This window comes from Limnohabitans sp. 63ED37-2 (genome assembly GCF_001412535.1).
Taxonomy (GTDB): domain Bacteria; phylum Pseudomonadota; class Gammaproteobacteria; order Burkholderiales; family Burkholderiaceae_C; genus Limnohabitans_A.
In genome coordinates, this window is the sequence record NZ_CP011774.1 from 2,476,071 (window position 1) to 2,492,686 (window position 16,616).

The following is a 16,616-nucleotide window of genomic DNA, read 5'->3' on the forward strand; positions in this document are numbered from 1 at the left end:
CGCTCACAGCCCGCCCTCCATGGCCACACCCGCTGCCTCGGCCAAGCTCGCCACGGCTTGCACAAACACCTCGGCGCGGTGGCCGTAGTTGTCAAACATGTCAAAGCTCGCGCAAGCGGGCGACATCAAGACCGCATCGCCACTGCGGGCGATGGCCGCAGCTTGTGCCACGGCGGCCTGCATGTCTGCGGCATCGTGCAGCGGCACGTCGGTGCCTTGCAGCGCTTCGCGGATCACGTGGGCGTCGCGACCGATCAAGACCACACCCCGGGCAAAACGCTGAACGGGATCGGCCAAAGGCGAGAAGTCCTGGCCCTTGCCATCACCGCCCAAAATGACCACCACACGGCGGTCTGCGCCCAGGCCTTGCAAGGCTGCGACCGTCGCGCCGACGTTGGTGCCCTTGCTGTCATCAAAAAATTCAACCTCTTGGATGATGGCCACCGGCTCGACACGGTGCGGCTCGCCGCGGTATTCGCGCAGGCCATACAGCATGGGGCCCAGCGCACAACCTGCGCTGCTGGCCAGCGCCAAAGCAGCGAGCGCATTGACCGCGTTGTGGCGTCCACGAATCCGCAAGGCGTCGGCGGGCATCAGGCGCTGGATGTGCAGCTCTTCGGCTTCATCTTTGCGGCGGCGACGTGTTTCATCGGCCTCCAGGGCACGGACCAGCCAGGTCATGCCGTGGGTGACTTCGATACCAAAGTCGCCTGGTCGCTGGGGCATGTCGCCACCAAACAGCACAGCAGCGCGCTCAACAGGCTTTTGCAACTTCACACGCACGGGCTCGGGCCGCATGGCCATGACTTGAGCGTCTTCGCGGTTGAGCACCATCAGGGCCTGTGCACCAAAAATGCGGGCTTTGGCTGCAGCATAGGCGGCCATGCTGCCGTGCCAATCGAGGTGGTCTTGCGAGATGTTCAGCACGGTGGCAGCGGTCGGCTCAAAGCCTTCGCAGCTGTCGAGCTGGAAGCTGGACAATTCCAGCACCCACACCTGTGGCAAAGCCTGAGCCATGGGATCGTGAACAGCAGGCGCAACGGGCAGCGGCAGTTCAGCGGCGACCTCTTCATCCAAGCTGTCCAGCGCCTCGTCGGTATCGGTGGTATCGGCGGCCTCGCTTGCGGGCTCATCCTGAGCATGGGTGAACGTTTCTGTAACCGTCGTGGCCGAAGACTGCTCACTGACCAGATCTGGGTTTTCAAGCTCAGCCGCGGCGCGTTCAGCGGCTTCTTGTTCGACCTGCAATTGCGCTTGCGCGATGGCTTCGGTCAAGGTGTCCAGCAGTGTGGGGCCAATGTTGCCCGCCACTTTCACGGTTTTGCCCGCACGCGCTACCAGCTGTCCGGTGAGGGACGTGACCGTGGTCTTGCCATTGGTGCCGGTGATGGCCAGCACCTGCGGGGCGTAGCCAAAGCGTGTCTTCAAATCTCCCAATCCCGCTGCGAACAAGCTCAGCTCGCCGCCTTGCCAAAGTCCCATGCTGCGGGCAGCGTCTACCACCGGGGCCACCACCTCAGGGGCCAGGCCCGGGCTGCGGAACACCGCACGCACCGATGTGCCTTCAACCAGGCTGGCCGCAAAGGGGCCGGAGATAAAGCGCACGGCAGGCCACTCGGCCTGCAAAGTGGCCAACTGCGGCGGCGCATCACGGGTATCGGCCACGGTCACGTCCGCTCCGGCCAGGGCGCACCAACGGGCCATTGCCAGGCCCGAAGCACCCAAACCGAGAATCAGAACGTGTTGACCTTGGAGCTGCATGGCTTACCTCAGCTTCAGGGTCGACAAGCCGACCAGACACAGCAGCATGGTGATGATCCAGAAACGCACCACGACTTGTGTTTCTTTCCAGCCGCTCTTTTCAAAATGGTGGTGCAAGGGCGCCATCTTCAAGATGCGCCGACCCTCGCCGTATTTTTTCTTGGTGTATTTGAAGTACGTGACTTGCGCCATCACCGACAGGGCTTCCACCACAAAGATGCCCCCCATGATGGCCAACACGATTTCGGCCCGCACGATGACCGCGATGGTGCCCAGTGCCGCGCCCAGTGCCAGCGCGCCCACATCGCCCATGAAGACCTGGGCCGGGTGGGTGTTGAACCACAAAAACGCCAAACCCGCACCCGCCATAGCGGCGCAGAAGATGAGCAACTCGCCCGAGCCTGGGATGTACGGGAAGAACAGGTACTTGGAATACACCGCGCTGCCGGTGACGTAGGCAAAGACGCCCAAGGCCGAGCCGACCATGACCACTGGCATGATGGCCAGGCCGTCCAAACCGTCCGTGAGGTTGACTGCATTGCTGGACCCCACGATGACCAGATAGGTCAGGACCACAAAGCCCAGCACGCCCAAGGGGTAGTTGACTTCCTTGAAGAAAGGTACCTGCAAACCTGCTTTGGGCGGCAGACTCACATCAAAGCCCGACATGACCCACTGGCCAAACAAGTCGAGCACGCGCAGGTTGGACACTTCGGAAATGCTGAACACCAAATACAGCGCGGCCAGCAAGCCGATGACCGATTGCCAGAAATACTTCTCGCGAGAACGCATGCCCTCGGGGTCTTTGTTGACCACTTTGCGCCAGTCGTCCACCCAGCCAATGGCCCCAAAGCCCAAGGTCACGATCAGCACAATCCAGACGAAGCGGTTGGACAGGTCAAACCACAACAAAGTGGAGATGGCGATCGACAACAAGATGAGCACGCCGCCCATAGTGGGTGTGCCGCTTTTGGACAGGTGCGACTCCATGCCGTAGCCACGGATGGGCTGGCCAATTTTGAGCGAGGTCAAGCGGCGGATGACCCAAGGGCCTGCCGCCAGACCGATCAAGAGCGCCGTCATGGCGGCCATCACGGCTCGGAAGGTGATGTATTGGAAAACGCGCAAAAAGCCCCAATCGGGAGACAAACTTTGCAACCATTGGGCCAGGCTAAGCAGCATGGGGCTCCCCTTTTTTATCTTTGTTTTGACTGTTCTTGTCGTTGCTGTGCGACTGCAGCGCTTGCACCACACGCTCCATCTTCATGAAACGCGAGCCTTTGACGACCACGCTGCGGAACTCGCCCAACGATTCTGTGGTCGCCGACAGCAAACTGCCCATGTCTGCGAAGTGCCGGGCCGCCCCAAAGGCCTGCGCGCTGTGTACACACAAGTCACCCAGGGTGAACAGTGCTTCGATGCCGCGCTCGGCGGCGTAGGCACCCACCTCGGCATGGAACTCGGGGCCTTGGTTGCCCACTTCACCCATGTCGCCCAAGACCAGCAAACGCGGCGCAGGCAGCTCGGCCAGCACGTCGATGGCGGCGCGTACCGAGTCGGGGTTGGCGTTGTAGGTGTCGTCCACCAGGGTGATTTCTTCTGCGCCCATGGGCAGGACCAGTGCACGCGAGCGGCCCTTGACCGGCTCAAACGCAACCAAGCCCTGCACCACGGCGGCCAAAGGCACGCCCGCCGCCAAAGCGCACGCTGTGGCGGCCAAGGCGTTTTTGACGTTGTGTCGCCCGGCAATGTGCAGGTGCACAGGCGCGGTGCCCTCGGGCGTTTTGAGCGTGAACTGCCAGGCGCCTGACTGCCAGACCACCACAGCAGCACGCACATCGGCGTCTGCGGCAGAGGCCATGGCAAAACAGCGCTGTGCACGCTGGCCAGACAGCTCGCGCCACACGGCCGTGAAATCTTCGTCGGCTGGAAACACCGCCACGCCCTCAGGAGGCAAGGCCTGCAGCACCGCCCCGTTTTCATGCGCCACGGCCTCCACAGTGCCCATGAACTCTTGGTGCTCACGTTGGGCGTTGTTGACCAATGCCACGGTGGGCTGGGCCAGTTGGGACAAGTAAGCGATCTCACCGGGGTGGTTCATGCCCAGCTCGACCACGGCCATGCGGTGGTGGGTGCGTAAATTGAACAGGGTCAGGGGCACGCCAATGTCGTTGTTCAGGTTGCCCTGGGTGGACAAGGCGTCGTCCCCCGCATGGGCACGCAAGATGGACGCGACCATTTGGGTCACGGTGGTCTTGCCGTTGCTGCCGGTCACGGCGATCAGCGGCAAGTTGAATTGCGCACGCCAGCCCGCCGCCAACTCGCCCAAAGCGATGCGTGCATCGGGCACCACCAGCGCGGGCAAGCCGTGCGCCGCAGCTTGTGCTTCGCCAGAAGCCTCGCACACCACCGCCACAGCGCCTTGCGCCTGGGCTTGGGCGATGAACTGGTTGCCATCAAAGCGCTCACCACGCAAAGCCACAAACAGGTCACCTGCTTGCAGGCTGCGGCTGTCGGTGTGCACCCGGTCGGCCACCACGCCTTGCACGTTCACGCTACGAGCTTGGCTCAGCCAGCTCAGGGCGAGACTCAAATTCAGTTGCATGGACACCGGGACTTTCATGCGGGCACCCCCTGGTGCTGCGCAGCGCGTTGCTGCAAAGCCCTGCGGGCCTGCACCACATCCGAAAACGGGTGGCGAACGCCCATGATCTCTTGCTCGCTTTCGTGGCCTTTGCCCGCCACCAGCACCACATCTTGCTCGGCAGCTTGGACCACCGCTTCACCAATCGCCAAGGCACGGTCCAGTTGAATCTGGACCGATTGCGGTTGGCGCAGGCCTTGGACCATGGCGGCCACAATCGCTTCGGGCGATTCGCTGCGGGGGTTGTCGCTGGTCAGCAGCACTTGGTCGGCTGCGGCTTCGGCGGCTGCGGCCATCAAGGGGCGCTTGCTCGCATCGCGGTCACCGCCGCAACCCAGCACACACCACAGGCGGCCTCCACGCAGCGCTGCCTGCGAACGCAATGCGGCAAGTGCTTGGGTGATGGCATCGGGGGTGTGGGCATAGTCCACGACCACCAGCGGTTGAGGCAATTGCGCCTGAACACCGGGCAGCGCCAAAGACACGCGCTCCATGCGGCCGGGCACCGCCGTCAGCTGTGCACAAGCTTGCACCGCTTGTGTCAAATCAAAACCCAGGGCCCGCAAACTGCCGATCACGCCCAAAAGGTTGTCGATGTTGTAGTCACCGATCAAACCCGTGTGCAAGGTCTGCACGGTCTGGCCTTCGATCACCTCAAAAGCCAAACCTTGGGCACTGGGCAAAGCACGGGCTTGCAAACGGGCTGCGCCGCGGCGCGAGCAGGTCCAGACGTCGAGTGGGCCGCCTTGCAGCTGCTGGGCCAACAAAGCGCCCTGTGCATCGTCGATGTTGATGACGGCCGACTGCAAACCGGGCCACGTAAACAAAGCGGCCTTGGCCGACCAGTAACGGGCCATGTCGCCGTGGTAGTCCAGGTGGTCTTGGGTGAAGTTGGTGAACACGGCCACGCGGATGTGTGTGCCGTCCAAACGGTGCTCAGCCAGGCCGATGGAAGAAGCTTCGATGGCGCAGTGCGTGACGCCGTCGTCTGCAAACTGGCGGAACTGGCGCTGCAACAACACCGGGTCGGGGGTGGTCATGCCGGTGCTCACCAGATCGGGCAATTGGCCAACACCCAATGTGCCCACCAGCCCACAGGCTTGTTGCAACACGGGCGAAGACAGGGCCTGTGCCAACCACCAAGCCGTTGATGTTTTGCCGTTGGTGCCCGTGACCGCCAGCACCTGCAAAGCGCGGCTGGGTTGTTCATAGTAGGCGTCAGCCACCCAAGCGGTTTGGGCTTTGAGGCTGGGCATACACGCCAGTGCCGCTGGGTTGGGGCTCTGCAGCGCGCTCAGCCAAGTGCCGTGTCCAAGCTCCTCCATCAGGCAGGCGCTGGCGCCTTGCGCCAAGGCCTGGGCCAGGTAATGTCGCCCATCGGTAGCTGCGCCTGGCCACGCAATGAAACCGTCGCCTGCCTGCACCAGTCGGCTGTCGGTGCGCAGCTCGCCGGTCACGCGCGAGCGCAACCAGACAGCGGCGTCCTGAGCGCTGTGCCATGTGTGCATCAGAACGACTCCTCGACCGCTTTGGCCACGATCTGGGGCTTGACGGCCATGTCCGGCTGCACGCCCATCAGTCGCAGGGTTTGCTGCACCGTCTGGCTGAACACGGGAGCAGCCACGGCACCGCCGTAATAGACCCCGTTGGAGGGCTCATCGATCATCACCGCCACCACAATGCGTGGCTGCTCGACCGGGGCGATGCCCACAAAAAAGCCGCGGTATTTTTTGCTGGCGTAACCCTTGCCTTCTTGCTTGCGGGCCGTGCCCGACTTGCCACCCACCGAATAACCGATGGTCTGGGCTTTTTGTCCGGTGCCGCCAGGGCCCGCTGCCATTTGCAGCATCTTGCGCATGGCTTTGGCATTGGCAGCGCTGATCACGCGTGTGCCCTGCGCCTGGTGATCGGCTTTCATCATGGTGGCCGGGACGATTTCGCCATCACGCGCAAACACGGTGTAAGCCCGAGCCATCTGAAACAAGCTGCCCGAGACGCCATAGCCATAACTCATGGTGGCCTGCTCCACGGGGCGCCACGATTTGTAGGGGCGCAAACGGCCACTGACCACACCCGGAAACGGCAAAGTGGGTTTTTGCCCAAAACCCAGCTCGGTGAACATCTCCCACATTTCACGGGGCTCCAACTGCATGGCCATCTTCACGGTGCCCACGTTACTCGACTTCTGGATCACCTCATTCACGCTGAGCATGCCGTAGGGATGCACATCGGTGATGGTCGAGCCCGTGATGTTGATGCGCCCTGGAGCGGTTTGGATCATGGTCTCGGGCTTGACCAAGCCTTGCTCCAGCGCCAGCGCCACCGTGAAGGGCTTCATGGTCGAGCCGGGCTCGAAGCTGTCGGTCAAGGCGCGGTTGCGCAATTGCTCGCCGCTGAGGTTGACGCGGCGCGATGGTGAATAGCTGGGGTAATTGGCCAGCGCCAGAATTTCTCCGGTCTGCGAATCCAACACCACCACGCTGCCCGCCTTGGCCTTGTGCTCCTTGACCGCTTCGCGCAGGGTCTGGTAGGCATAGAACTGCACCTTGCTGTCGATGCTCAGCTGCAGGTCCTTGCCATCAACAGGGTGCACGGTTTCACCCACGGCTTCGACCACACGGCCCAAACGGTCCTTGATCACACGGCGCGATCCGGGTTGCCCTGCCAGCTGCTTTTGGAAAATGAGTTCAACGCCCTCTTGGCCCTTGTCCTCCACATTGGTGAAACCCACGATGTGCGCGGCGGCTTCACCTTCCGGGTACAGGCGCTTGTACTCTTTGATGTCGTAGACACCTTTGATGCCCAAGGCCCGGATTTCCTTGACGACTGTTTCGTCCATCTGGCGACGCAGCCAGACAAAGGTTTTTTCTTCGTTCTTGAGCTTGTTGTCGAGCTCGGCAGGGGTCATCTCCAGCAAACGGGCGAGTTGACGTAACTTGACCGGGTCACGCTCCAGGTCTTCCGGATTGGCCCAGATGCTGGGGGCGGGCACACTAGACGCCAGCAACACCCCATTGCGGTCGAGCACTCGCCCGCGATTGGCGGGCAACTCCAGGGTGCGGGCAAAACGCACCTCACCTTGGCGCAGGAAAAAATCGTTGTCGATCACCTGCACATGGGCCGCGCGGCCCACCAGCCCCAGAAAACCCAAGGCCATGGCGGCCACAATCAATTTGCTGCGCCAGACCGGGGTCTTGCTCGCCAGCAAAGGGCTGGAGGTCAACTGGACGCTGGGGCTGCGCTTCACTGGCGGCCTCCGGCTGCTGTGGGTGTTGCAGCGCCTGCGTTTGCACCCTGCGCATTGACGTACTGCGTGATGGCGGGAGAGGCCGTGCGCATGTTCAACTGCTGACGGGCAATTTGCTCCACACGCAAAGGCGTGGCTTGGGCGCGGCGCTCGACTTCCATGCGGTCATGGTCAACTTCGATGCGCTTGGCCTCTTTGCGCGTGGACTCCAGTTCCATGAACATGCGGCGCGATTCGTAGTGGCTGTGCACCAGCCACAAGGCGCTGACCACCGTGGCCACCAACAAGAGCAAGCTCACGCGGGTCATGCCGGCACCTCGGTGCGTTCGGCCATGCGCATGATGGCGCTGCGCGAGCGGGGGTTGCCGCGCACTTCGCTCTCGCTGGGGCGCACACGCCCTATTGCCTTCAGGCGCATTTTCATGGGCTCGGCAAATGGGACGCGGCGGTCCACCACCTCTTTGGAATGTTTGGCGATGAACTGCTTGACGATGCGGTCTTCGAGCGAATGGAAGCTGATGACCACCAAGCGACCGCCCGGTGCCAACACGCGCAAGCAGCCTTCTAGCGCCTGTTCGAGCTCTTCAAGTTCGGCATTGATGAAAATCCGAAAAGCCTGAAATGTCCGCGTTGCTGGGTTCTGGCCCGGCTCGCGGGTTTTGACCGTGTCAGCCACGAGCTGGGCCAAGTCGGAGGTGCTTGAAATTGGGCCCCGCTCCTGTCGGCGAGCCACAAGCGCCTTTGCAATCTGAAAAGCAAACCGTTCTTCGCCATAGTCACGTATCACCTCCGTGATTTGATCCACCTCTGCAGTGGCCAGCCAATCGGCCACACTCTGTCCGCGCGTGGTGTCCATGCGCATGTCGAGTGGGCCCTCAAAACGAAAAGAAAAACCCCTCTCGGGGCTGTCGATCTGGGGGGAGCTGATGCCCAGGTCCATCAGCACGCCATCGACACTGCCAGCGGGCAGTTCACCCAGGTGCGAAAAGCCCTCGTGCCGAATGGCAAAACGGGTGTCTGCAATGCGCCCAGCTTCGGCAATCGCCTCCAGGTCCTTGTCAAAGGCCAGCAGCCGGCCCTGCGCAGACAGGCGCGACAAAATCAAACGTGAATGACCACCCCGGCCGAATGTGGCGTCCACATAAGCCCCATCGGCACCGGCCGAAGCCTGGAGCAACTCGTCCACGGCTTCGTTGAGCAAAACGGTGATGTGGGTCAGTGCGCTGTCGGTCATGGCGTTCAGAAAGAAAAGTCCTTGAACACATCGGGCATGTCGCCCTGCATGGCCTGCGCCTCTTGCGCGTCATAGGTGGTCTTGTCCCACAACTCGAAGTGGTTGCCCATACCAAGCAGCATGGTGTCCTTGGAAATGCCAGCGGCTTGGCGCAACTCGGGCGAAATCAACACGCGCCCGGTGCCATCCATCTCGACGTCCATCGCATTGCCTAAAAAGATGCGCTTCCACCATTGGGCCGACATGGGCAACTCGGCAATGCGGTCACGGAACTTTTCCCACTCGGGGCGGGGGAACACCATCAGACAACCATGCGGGTGCTTGGTGATGGTCAGCTGGCCCAGTGCCGTCGCGCTCAGGACGTCACGATGCCGTGTCGGCACTGACAAGCGCCCTTTGGCATCCAGACTCAGCGATGAAGCCCCTTGAAACACGGCGAAGACCCTTTGGTGTGAAAAAAGCACATCAGTGGCACCAAATCCCACTTAATTGCACTTTTTTGCACTGTATCAGGAAACTGAGTCCAAACAAAGGGTGTAGATCGATTTTTTTCAATGAAATCAAAGGCTTAGCGCTTCTTTTCAATCCTCCAATCGGCGTATTTTCTTTATGAATTAGACACTTACATGGCACAGTGCAAGTAACATCTCAAGTGACAATAAACTCAAAAAATTTAAAAACAGTAAATTCAAAACAAGACCCACATCCCACCACGCACGCGAAAAAAAACCCCTGGGCAGGGGTTTTTTCACAATGGGATGTCAGGCAGACTGAAATCAATCGCCAAACATCTTTTGTTTGAGTTCGCGCCGCTGCTGGGCTTCCAGCGACAAAGTGGCCGTTGGGCGGGCCAACAAGCGGCCCACACCGATGGCCTCGCCGGTTTCATCGCAAAAGCCGTAATCGCCCGCATCGATGCGCTGGATCGATTGTTCGATCTTCTTGAGCAACTTGCGCTCGCGGTCGCGCGTGCGCAGCTCCAAGGCATGCTCTTCTTCAATCGTGGCGCGGTCGGCAGGGTCAGGCACCACCACCGTGTCTTCGCGCAGGTGCTCGGTGGTTTGTCCCGCACTGGCCAAGATGTCCTGCTTGAGCAGGGTCAGCTTCAGGCGGAAATACGCCATCTGCTTGTCGTTCATGTACTCATCGTCGGACATGGCGATGATCTCGGCGTCCGACAGCTCTTCAACCTTTTTGGATTTCCAGTTGTTGGCCAGCTTGGGGTCCTTCTTGATGGGCGCAAAAGGCACCGCAACAGGTGCGGGTGCGGCGCTGGGCAAGAAACTGGACTTGGCCGCTGTGGAGGCCACGGCTGGCGGCAAGGAAGGCACGGTGATCTGGGCCAAACGGGCCGAAGGCCGTGTGGCGCGAACCAACTGTTCAGCCGCAGGTGCTGGGCTGACGGGGTTGGATTCGACGGGGACTTGGACTGATTCCACTTTGGTAAGACTCATGTTTTTCGTTTTGGGTATCTGGGCTGGCGGGGCAGCCGTTGCAGCTTTGGGTGCAGCAGACGATCGGGGTGGACTGGATGGCGCAGCCGCTTTGGATGCAGCGGCGGAGGCCGCAGCAGATTTGTCTTTCACGGCCTTGGCAGGCACAGCCGGTTTTGGCGTGGGCTTGGCTTTGGCAGCGGGTTTGGCAACAGGTTTAGCCGCAGGTTTAGCCGCAGGTTTAGCCGCAGGTTTTGCAACGGGTTTAGCCACAGCTTTGGCAGCCACTTTGGCAACGGGTTTCACCGGGGCTTTGGCGCTGGGTTTGGCCGCTGGTTTCGCAGCCGCTTTGGCAGCAGGTTTAGCCGTCGCTTTCGTCGCTGGTTTCGCAGCCACTTTGGGAGCAGGCTTGGCCACCGCTTTGGATGCAGGTTTGGCAGCAGGTTTGGCCGCCGCTTGGGCAGTCACCACCTTGGCCTTGGCCGCGGTGGTGGTGGTTTTGGAGGCCACTGCAGATGGACCAGGGGGCTTTGTCTTGATCGGGGTCTTCACGTCTTGTCTCCTAGCCGTGTCTAAGGGCAGACTTCTGACCGTCTGTCCCTGCGCAGCCGACCCGAAACCTGTTCATATGCTTCTCAAACCCTTGTTATAGACCTTGTGGGGTTCGCCAACTCCGCCCAAAAGGCGGTGCCGTCGGCGGGCGATTGTAGCGACTAGAACGGTCAAAATTTGTCCGAGCTCGGATTAAAAGCCAGATCACACCCCAAGCACGCGCCAAGGCCTGCCCAAGGTGTAGACCTTCACACCAAGCATTGCTCCAAGCCTTGCAGCAAGATGTCTTTGGGCAAATCGATGCCAATGAACACCATCTTGCTCATTTTGGTCTCGCCATCGGCCCACATGGGGCCCAAATCGCTGCCCATGAGCTGGTGCACGCCCTGGAAAATCACCTTGCGCTCGGTGCCGCGCATGTTCAACACGCCCTTGTAGCGCAGCATGCGCGGGCCGTAAATATTAACGATCGCCCCCAGAAAATCTTCCAGCTTGGCCGGATCAAAGGCTTTGTCCGAGCGGAAAACAAAGCTTTTCACATCGTCATCGTGGTGATGGTGGTGGCCCTGTTCATGGGCGTGCGAGGGGTGATCGCAGTGCTCACCATGTTCATGGTCATGCGCGTGCCCATGTTGGTGAGACGGGTGATCGCAATGTTCATCATGTGCATGGTCGTGTCCGTCTTCTTTCAGGAAGTCTGGGTCGATGTCCAGTTTGGCGTTCAGGTTAAAGCCCTTCAGGTCGAACACCTCGGACAAAGCCACTTCGCCAAAGTGCACCACTTTTTGCGGGGCACGCGGGTTCATGTGTTTCAGGCGGTGCTGCAGGGCGTCCAGCTCTTGGGGCGACACCAGGTCGGCCTTGCTGATGAAGATCTGATCGGCAAAGCCCACCTGACGGCGTGCTTCTTGGCGGTCGTTGAGCTGCTGGGCGGCATGCTTGGCGTCCACCAGCGTCAAGATCGAGTCGAGCAAAAAGGTCTCGGCAATCTCGTCGTCCATGAAGAAGGTCTGCGCCACCGGGCCGGGGTCGGCCAAGCCGGTGGTTTCGATCACGATGCGGTCAAAGCTCAGCAAGCCCTTGCGGCGCTTGGCCGCCAGCAGCTGCAAGGTCACGCGCAGGTCTTCGCGGATGGTGCAGCAGATGCAACCATTGCTCATCTGAATGATCTGCTCCTCGGTGTCCGAGACCAGGATGTCGTTGTCGATGTTCTCTTCGCCGAACTCGTTCTCGATCACGGCGATTTTCTGACCATGGGCCTCGGTCAGCACGCGCTTGAGCAAGGTGGTTTTGCCCGAGCCCAAAAAGCCGGTCAGGATGGTGGTGGGGATCAGGGCCATGGTGCGATTCCAGTTCAGGACAAGAAAACAAGAGTTGGGGAGTGTAGCGACGAATTCAAGCGCCCCGCCTGCGCACCGGGCATGGCCTCACACCGCTGCCCAGTGGCCCGTGCGGGGCTTCACTTGCGTTTGGCGCGGGGGTGGGCCGCATCGTAGGTTTTGGCCAGGTGCTGAAAATCCAGACGCGTGTAGACCTGGGTGGTGCTGATGTTGGCGTGGCCGAGCAACTCTTGCACCGCTCGCAAGTCACCGCTGGACTGCAAGACGTGGCTGGCAAAAGAGTGACGCAACATGTGAGGGTGCACCGGGGTGGCCAGACCCGCCAGCAAGCTGCGGCGCTTGAGGCGCTGCGCCACACCGCGGGGGGTGAGCCGCGTGCCGTGCCGACCGGGAAACAGCGCCAGCGCCACAGGGGACGCTCCTGGTGTGGGCTGCGTCAACATGCCCGGCAGCTGCGGCCGCACGGCCAGCCAATGCGTCAGCGCCTCGATGGCCGCACGCCCCAAAGGCACACTGCGGCGCTTGCTGCCTTTGCCCTGCACCTGCACCTCGGCGTTTTGCAAATCAACCCAACCACGACCGGCACGCGCAGCCTCGGTGCTGGCCACCACGTCCAGCCCGGTCAGTTCGGCCATACGCAGGCCGCAGCCGTACAGGAGCTCGACCATGGCCGCATCGCGGGCTTCCAGCCAGGGGTCGTCGTTGTCCTCTTCGTGCTCGGCCAGCTGGATCGCCTCGTCCACGCCCAGCGCCTTGGGCAGCGGCTTGGCCACACGCGGGGCCCGCACATCGGCCACCGGGTTGAGCGGAATCAGCCCCTCGCGCCCCAGCCAGGTGTAAAACCCGCGCCAGCCCGACAAGATCAGGGCAATGCCCCGCCCGCTGCGTCCCGCGCTGTGCATTTGGGCCACCCAGCGGCGGACATGGCCACTTTGCACCTGCAGCAAAGGCACACCCGATGCCGACGCCATGTCGGCCAGGCGGATCAAATCCAGTTGGTACAGGGTGCAGGTGCGCTCGGCCAGGCGTTTTTCAAAGCGCACATGCTCCAGGTAGCGGACGACCAGCGGGTCGGGGGCCGCTGCGTCCGGCATGGCCGCTTGCGACACAGATCAAGCCTGCTGCGCTTGCAGCACCGACAAGGCCGCGCCCGCCAGCTCGGCCAGGCGCTCGAGCAGGTCGGTGCCCATCTGGCTGTTGAAGCGCTGGGCATCGGGTGAAGCCAGAACCAGCAAACCAAAGGAGGGCTGCCCAGGGGCCGCACGCAAAGCCAACAGGGCCAAGGATGCAGCCTGGTTGGGCTCATCCAACCACTGCACGGCTTCGTAACCCGAGTTAGGACCCACATAAGGTCGGTCGAGTGAGGTGGCCAGTGTCTGCACCGCCTCGGTCACGCCTTGTGCATAGGCCGCTTGCGCATGTTCGGCCTGCAGCGACCACAAGCGCAAAGCCACTTGCGGCACCTGAAAAAGTTCGCGGATGTTCTCGACCGCCGATGCGGCCAGCTGGTCTTGCGGCGTCACCAACAATTCGCACGACCAGCGGTGCAGCTTGTCGGTCAAGATCATGTTCTCGTTGCCGTGCCGGATCATGTCCATGATGCGGTGCTCCAAACCCTTGATCTTGTCGCGCAGCATTTGCGCCTGGCGCTCTTGCAGGCCCACCGCGCGGTGGCTTTGCGGGTGGGTGAGCTGCACGGTGGCCAAGAGCGAGGCGTGGCGCTCGAAAAAGTCCGGCGTGTTCACCAAATAGTCGGCGATGTCGTCTTCGGTGATCGGACTCATGGGTTCAGGCGTGGTCATGCGGGGCTCCAGAAATTCAAAAGGTCAAAGTGAGTCAGGCACATCGATGCTGCCCTCAAAAACAGAAGTGGCCGGGCCGGTCATCAAGACCGGGCTGTCGGCCTGGCCCGCCCACTCGATGGTGAGCATGCCGCCCAGGGCCTGCACGTCCACACGCGCGTCCAGCCAGCCTTGGCGAATGCCAGCCACCACCGCAGCGCAGGCTCCGGTGCCGCAAGCCAGCGTCTCACCCGCGCCGCGCTCAAACACCCGCAGCTTGATCTGGCTGCGCGAGACGATCTGCATGAAGCCCGCGTTCACCCGATTCGGAAAGGCAGGGTGGTTTTCGATCAGCGGCCCCTGGGCCAGCACCGGGAAAGTGTCCACGTTGTCCACACGCTGCACCGCATGGGGATTGCCCATGGACACCACACCCACACGGGCAATGCCCCACTCGCCCAGCGCCAAATCGAACACGGGCCAGCCATTGACCTGGTCGCTGATGAGGCCGATGGGGTTGAAGGGCACAAGCGCCCAGTCAAAGACGGGGGCACCCATGTCGACGGTGACGCGGCCATCGGGGTTCATGCGCAGCTCGATCTCGCCTTGCTGCACCTTCACGCGCACGGTGCTTTTGTCGGTCAAGCCCTTGTCGCGCACATAGCGCACAAAGCAACGGGCCCCGTTGCCGCAGTGCTCAACCTCGCCGCCATCGGCGTTGTGGATCACGTATTCAAAGTCCAGCCCAGTTGCGGGCGATGGCCGCACTGAGAGGATCTGGTCGGCCCCCACGCCAAAGTGGCGATCGGCCAGAAAGCGGTATTGGGCCGTGCTCAGGCCCAAGCGGCCTTGCGTCTCGTCGAGCACGACAAAATCGTTGCCGGCCCCTTGCATCTTGGTAAAGCGAATGTGCATGGCCGCGATTATCGCCTTTGGCACACACGGGCAGCAGCCCCAAGTCCCCCGATAATGGGGCATGGCACGCACCTCCCAACTCCTCTACCCCCAACGTGAACCTGCGCCCCTGCGCCCAGCCGCCACCGTGCTGCTGCTGCGCGACGGGCCACAAGGCATCGAAGTGCTGATGACCCGCCGCTCCATGACGGCCAGTTTCGCGCCCGGCGCCTATGTGTTCCCGGGCGGCGGCATCGACGCGGCCGATGCCCAGGCGCACGGCATGGCGCAGCGCCGCCCCACGCAAAGCGACCTGCACCTGACGCAAGCCATTGCGGCCATCCGCGAGAGCTTTGAAGAGCTGGGCGTTTTGTTCGCCCGCCATGCCGAAGGGCGCTGGGCCGATGCGCTTGACATTGCGGCCATCGACCGCAAAGGCCCTTTTGCGTCCCAATGCCAAGCCCGCGGCTTGAGCCTCGCTGCCGAGCAGGTCTTTGTGCTGGCCCACTGGATCACCGACCGCGACCTGCCGCGCCGCTTTGATGTGCCCTTTTTGGTGGCCCGCATGCCCGAAGGCCAAACCCCGGTGGCCGACGAATCCGAGCAGTTCGAGCCGGTTTGGGTGCGCCCAGCCGACGCGCTGGCCCGGCACGAAGCGGGTGATTTTTTCATGGTCTACCCCACCATCCGCACGCTGGAGCGCCTCAAAGCCTTTGCCAATGTGGAGGCGGTGCTGCAGGCCTGCGCCGTGAACGACGAACCGCTGTGGACCAGTTGCCCCCGTGCCGGTTGGCTGGCGGGCAACGAAGCGCGTTACATGGAGCACGAAGCCCCCTTTGGCGAGCTGGCCCTGGTCAGCCCAGATGGGCAAATCCAGCACCATCTGGACTGGCAGACCGACCAGGCCGTGCCGCTGCTGCAAAACGTCCAGCGCCTGACCGCCCCCAATCCCGGCGTGATGACCGGCCCCGGCACCAACAGCTATTTGGTGGGCGACCCGAACACCGGCTACATCGCCATCGACCCCGGCCCGGCCGACAACGACCACCTGCAACGCATCTGGCGTGCCGCAGGCGGGCAAATCAAAGCCATCGTCTGCACCCACTCCCACCCGGACCACTCGCCCGGTGCAGCCCCGCTGCAGGCGCTGTGCACAAACAAACCACCCATCCTGGGCCTGGCCTCGCGCCCCACCGCCCGCGCCAACAGCCGCTTCACGCCCGAGCGCGAACTGGCCGATGGCGAAAAACTGGTGCTGCAAGGCACGAGCGCCCAAGGCGACATCACCCACACCCTGCGCGTGGTCCACACGCCCGGCCACGCGGCCAACCACCTGTGCCTGGTGCTCGAAGAGGACGGCCTGCTGTTTTCGGGCGACCATGTGCTCAACGGCAGCACCACCGTGATCGACCCGCCCGACGGCCACATGGGCGACTACCTGGCTTCGCTGGACAAACTGGCCGCCGCTTGCCAGGCCGGGAGCATTGAATTCATCTTGCCCGCGCACGGCCATGTGCTGGGTTTTGCCCACCAAGCCATCACCTACCTGAAGGCGCATCGCTTGAAGCGCGAAGCCAAAATCGCCGCCGCCATGCAGGCCCTGCCCCAAGGCAGCTTGCAAGAGTGGGTGGAAAAAGCTTATGACGACGTGCCACCCCGCCTGTGGCCTGTGGCGGCCCGATCCCTGCAAGCGCATGTGGACCACATCCGCGAACAAGCGCTGTCTTGAT

At 62.2% G+C, this 16,616-nt stretch carries 14 protein-coding genes; 1 reads left to right on the forward strand and 13 read right to left on the reverse strand.

The window, feature by feature from the left end; translation table 11 throughout:
• Nucleotides 1-3: 3 nt before the first annotated feature.
• From murD to dapF, 13 genes are all read right to left on the reverse strand, one after another.
• A complete protein-coding gene (murD, locus tag L63ED372_RS11515; RefSeq protein ID WP_062406079.1) occupies nt 4-1,761 on the reverse strand; it encodes a UDP-N-acetylmuramoyl-L-alanine--D-glutamate ligase in 1,758 nt (585 codons plus the stop codon).
• Between the two features lie 3 nt (nt 1,762-1,764).
• Nucleotides 1,765-2,943, reverse strand: a complete 1,179-nt coding sequence (mraY, locus tag L63ED372_RS11520; RefSeq protein ID WP_062406080.1) for a phospho-N-acetylmuramoyl-pentapeptide-transferase — start codon at nt 2,941-2,943, stop codon at nt 1,765-1,767.
• Nucleotides 2,933-4,384, reverse strand: coding sequence for a UDP-N-acetylmuramoyl-tripeptide--D-alanyl-D-alanine ligase (locus tag L63ED372_RS11525; protein ID WP_062406081.1), 1,452 nt, complete (start codon nt 4,382-4,384; stop codon nt 2,933-2,935). The genes mraY and L63ED372_RS11525 overlap by 11 nt, the downstream gene beginning before the upstream one ends.
• Entirely contained in the window at nt 4,381-5,913 is a 1,533-nt protein-coding gene (locus L63ED372_RS11530; protein WP_062406082.1) for a UDP-N-acetylmuramoyl-L-alanyl-D-glutamate--2,6-diaminopimelate ligase, read from the reverse strand. The genes L63ED372_RS11525 and L63ED372_RS11530 overlap by 4 nt, the downstream gene beginning before the upstream one ends.
• The gene (locus L63ED372_RS11535; protein ID WP_062406083.1) at nt 5,913-7,652 is read right to left on the reverse strand and encodes a peptidoglycan D,D-transpeptidase FtsI family protein; all 1,740 of its coding nucleotides are present in this window, start codon (nt 7,650-7,652) and stop codon (nt 5,913-5,915) included. Before L63ED372_RS11535 ends, L63ED372_RS11530 begins: the two co-directional genes overlap by 1 nt.
• Nucleotides 7,649-7,960, reverse strand: a complete 312-nt coding sequence (ftsL, locus tag L63ED372_RS11540; RefSeq protein WP_062406084.1) for a cell division protein FtsL — start codon at nt 7,958-7,960, stop codon at nt 7,649-7,651. The genes L63ED372_RS11535 and ftsL overlap by 4 nt, the downstream gene beginning before the upstream one ends.
• Complete coding sequence (gene rsmH, locus L63ED372_RS11545; RefSeq protein WP_062406085.1) at nt 7,957-8,886, reverse strand: 16S rRNA (cytosine(1402)-N(4))-methyltransferase RsmH; 930 nt, start codon at nt 8,884-8,886, stop codon at nt 7,957-7,959. The genes ftsL and rsmH overlap by 4 nt, the downstream gene beginning before the upstream one ends.
• Nucleotides 8,887-8,891: 5 nt before the next feature.
• The gene (gene mraZ / locus L63ED372_RS11550) at nt 8,892-9,320 is read right to left on the reverse strand and encodes a division/cell wall cluster transcriptional repressor MraZ (RefSeq protein ID WP_062406086.1); all 429 of its coding nucleotides are present in this window, start codon (nt 9,318-9,320) and stop codon (nt 8,892-8,894) included.
• 342 nt (nt 9,321-9,662) lie between these two features.
• A complete protein-coding gene (dksA, locus tag L63ED372_RS16225; protein WP_156343691.1) occupies nt 9,663-10,487 on the reverse strand; it encodes an RNA polymerase-binding protein DksA in 825 nt (274 codons plus the stop codon).
• Between the two features lie 632 nt (nt 10,488-11,119).
• A complete protein-coding gene (locus L63ED372_RS11565; RefSeq protein ID WP_062406089.1) occupies nt 11,120-12,211 on the reverse strand; it encodes a CobW family GTP-binding protein in 1,092 nt (363 codons plus the stop codon).
• A gap of 119 nt (nt 12,212-12,330) precedes the next feature.
• Nucleotides 12,331-13,305, reverse strand: a complete 975-nt coding sequence (locus L63ED372_RS11570) for a tyrosine recombinase XerC (protein ID WP_062408025.1) — start codon at nt 13,303-13,305, stop codon at nt 12,331-12,333.
• An 18-nt stretch (nt 13,306-13,323) separates the two neighbouring features.
• Nucleotides 13,324-14,013 carry a DUF484 family protein gene (locus L63ED372_RS11575; RefSeq protein WP_062406090.1) on the reverse strand — a complete coding sequence of 230 codons (690 nt, stop codon included), beginning with the start codon at nt 14,011-14,013 and terminating at the stop codon, nt 13,324-13,326.
• A 24-nt stretch (nt 14,014-14,037) separates the two neighbouring features.
• Entirely contained in the window at nt 14,038-14,907 is an 870-nt protein-coding gene (dapF, locus tag L63ED372_RS11580; RefSeq protein ID WP_062406091.1) for a diaminopimelate epimerase, read from the reverse strand.
• A gap of 61 nt (nt 14,908-14,968) precedes the next feature.
• Between dapF and L63ED372_RS11585 the strand changes: the two genes are divergently transcribed.
• Complete coding sequence (locus L63ED372_RS11585; RefSeq protein WP_062406092.1) at nt 14,969-16,615, forward strand: MBL fold metallo-hydrolase; 1,647 nt, start codon at nt 14,969-14,971, stop codon at nt 16,613-16,615.
• Nucleotide 16,616 lies beyond the last annotated feature (1 nt).

Coding starts and splice junctions, on each gene's coding strand:
- murD (WP_062406079.1), bottom strand. CDS start 1,761: ATGCAGCTCCAAGGTCAACACGTTCTGATTCTCGGTTTGGGTGCTTCG.
- mraY (WP_062406080.1), bottom strand. CDS start 2,943: ATGCTGCTTAGCCTGGCCCAATGGTTGCAAAGTTTGTCTCCCGATTGG.
- L63ED372_RS11525 (WP_062406081.1), bottom strand. CDS start 4,384: ATGAAAGTCCCGGTGTCCATGCAACTGAATTTGAGTCTCGCCCTGAGC.
- L63ED372_RS11530 (WP_062406082.1), bottom strand. CDS start 5,913: ATGCACACATGGCACAGCGCTCAGGACGCCGCTGTCTGGTTGCGCTCG.
- ftsL (WP_062406084.1), bottom strand. CDS start 7,960: ATGACCCGCGTGAGCTTGCTCTTGTTGGTGGCCACGGTGGTCAGCGCC.
- rsmH (WP_062406085.1), bottom strand. CDS start 8,886: ATGACCGACAGCGCACTGACCCACATCACCGTTTTGCTCAACGAAGCC.
- L63ED372_RS11565 (WP_062406089.1), bottom strand. CDS start 12,211: ATGGCCCTGATCCCCACCACCATCCTGACCGGCTTTTTGGGCTCGGGC.
- L63ED372_RS11570 (WP_062408025.1), bottom strand. CDS start 13,305: ATGCCGGACGCAGCGGCCCCCGACCCGCTGGTCGTCCGCTACCTGGAG.
- L63ED372_RS11575 (WP_062406090.1), bottom strand. CDS start 14,013: ATGACCACGCCTGAACCCATGAGTCCGATCACCGAAGACGACATCGCC.
- dapF (WP_062406091.1), bottom strand. CDS start 14,907: ATGCACATTCGCTTTACCAAGATGCAAGGGGCCGGCAACGATTTTGTC.
- L63ED372_RS11585 (WP_062406092.1), top strand. CDS start 14,969: ATGGCACGCACCTCCCAACTCCTCTACCCCCAACGTGAACCTGCGCCC.